At 43.0% G+C, this 2,013-nt stretch carries 1 protein-coding gene; it reads right to left on the bottom strand.

The window, feature by feature from the left end; all coding sequences use genetic code 11:
• Window positions 1–183 precede the first annotated feature (183 nt).
• Window positions 184–1,482, bottom strand: a complete 1,299-nt coding sequence (gene ltrA / locus IEX12_RS22970) for a group II intron reverse transcriptase/maturase (RefSeq protein WP_088049344.1) — start codon at window positions 1,480–1,482, stop codon at window positions 184–186.
• Window positions 1,483–2,013: the final 531 nt, after the last annotated feature.

The following is a 2,013-nucleotide window of genomic DNA, read 5'->3' as shown; positions in this document are numbered from 1 at the left end:
AGAAGTAGAGTAGAAAACAGGAGTTAGATATTGCCTTCTTGTCCTCGGGTTTCAGGGTTTTCCACCTTACTAAGCCAGACTTGAGGGCAATTCCTCTTCCTGTTCCCCCTCATCAAACCGTACATGAGGTTTTCCCTCATACGGCTTTCCGACGTTCTTCTTTCTTTGGCATTACGTACTTGTCTAACTCGCCAATTTCACTAATTTATATTTGGTCATTTCTATTACCTCGCCCATTTTACTGTGTTTGTGGCGTTTATTTCGTTTCCTGTTCCAAAATATTGTAAGTCGTTCAAGTACATACCAGTCGATACGATTAAGCCATTTCTTAGCTATCGGGGAAGTAAGATAGTAGTTCTTAAACCCTTGCAGCTTTCGATTCAGCCCTATTATGAGATCTTCTATGTCTAGGGACAATTTATTGTTCTTTCCCACATATTCCTTGATCTTCTCTCGCATTTTCTTCATTGCCTTTTTACTCGGTATGTGCGACATCACATGTATTTTGTAACCGCCTTTAATAAGAATAGGGAATTTTCTGTGATGAAGTCCCAAGAAGTCAAATCCATCTGTATTATCCCATATATTGACAAGCCTTGATTTCTCAGGACTAAGTGTAAGGTTCAGTTTCTTCATGATACCTCTTAATACCTGAATACTTTCCAACGCTTGTTGCTTCGTAGAGCACATAATAACAAAGTCGTCTGCATAGCGAACAATTTGCCCCAGGTGTGCAAACTTCTTATTCCAGAGTGAGTCCAATACATTTAGATAGATGTTCGATAATAGTGGCGAGATCACACCACCCTGCGGAACCCCGGTTACAGAATCACGAAAATGGCCATCTTCCATGATTCCTGCTCGCAACCATTTGCGAATGAGTTTTAGTACTCTTCTATCGCTAATTCTCATTTTCACTAGCCTCATCAGTTTATCTTGGTTGATGTTATCAAAATACCCTTTAATATCGGCATCTACCACCCAAGCAGACTTCTTACTGGCTTTCTTGATTTTCGCTATGGCTTGATGGGCATTGCGTTTTGGTCTGAATCCATACGAGCAATCTTGAAAATCTGTTTCGAATATGGGTTCTAGTACCAGTTTTGTTGCCATCTGTGCCACTCTGTCCTTAATGGTTGGGATTCCCAGTGGTCTTGTTTTCCCATTTCCTTTTGAAATATAGGTTCTTCTGACTGGATTTGGACGGAATTGATTTTCCTTTAGTTCAAGGTATAACTCATTTAAGAATTCCCTTTCCCCATAGTCATATACAATCTCATCGATTGTTTGCCTGTCGATTCCACCACTTCCATTCTTGGATTTGACTCTTTTCCATGCTTCCGCCAGTATATCAGGACGATAGATCTTATCATATAGTGCGTGAAATCGTCTCGTAGGACTTTCCTTGGCACAAAGATATAAAGTTGATCGGAGTCGTTGAGCTTTTCCATTGGTGTAGTTAGCCAGTTTTCCGGCATTCACTTACTCGTACCTCCTTTCAAACTTGTGAACGAAGTAGGGTATTGGCTTATGCCGTCCTTCCCTAGACAATGTTGTGTTGTCATCGTCATCATCGGTACTATGACCCCCTCCGACTCCCTCTCAGCCCTTCCACCACTTCACCATCGGCTTATAGGTTTCTGTTTTACTCCGTAGAGTGACCGAGGAGGGTATCCCCAGTTCCGTTAATTACTTTCCTAACATGTCGCTCCCCTTACCCCGAGAGATTCTTCAGTGCTGCTCTTCCAAGTTCTTGACACCTTCCATGGTCTTCTCCTTCCTTTGCCAGGATCGACTTCTCCTTGTCCACGTGTGGGTCTGCTGACGAGGCGGCAGGATTCACTTTTATGTTACGACCTGTTAGGTTGCTCGCACTACTGAGTGTGCTTTGTCACAAGGCTTCAACCTTAGGATTTCTCCACCAGTCACTTGTCAGCTACCAAGCGTCTTGGTACTTACTTGGGTTGGACTTTCACCAACTCGCAATTAACAGCGTGCTGGGCACGCCAAAGG

It is taken from the genome of Lentibacillus populi, assembly GCA_014642895.1.
In the GTDB taxonomy this organism is placed as follows: Bacteria; Bacillota; Bacilli; order Bacillales; family Amphibacillaceae; genus Lentibacillus_C; species Lentibacillus_C populi.
The sequence above is the reverse complement of the archived record's forward strand: the minus strand, read 5'-3'. Positions and strand labels throughout refer to the sequence as shown.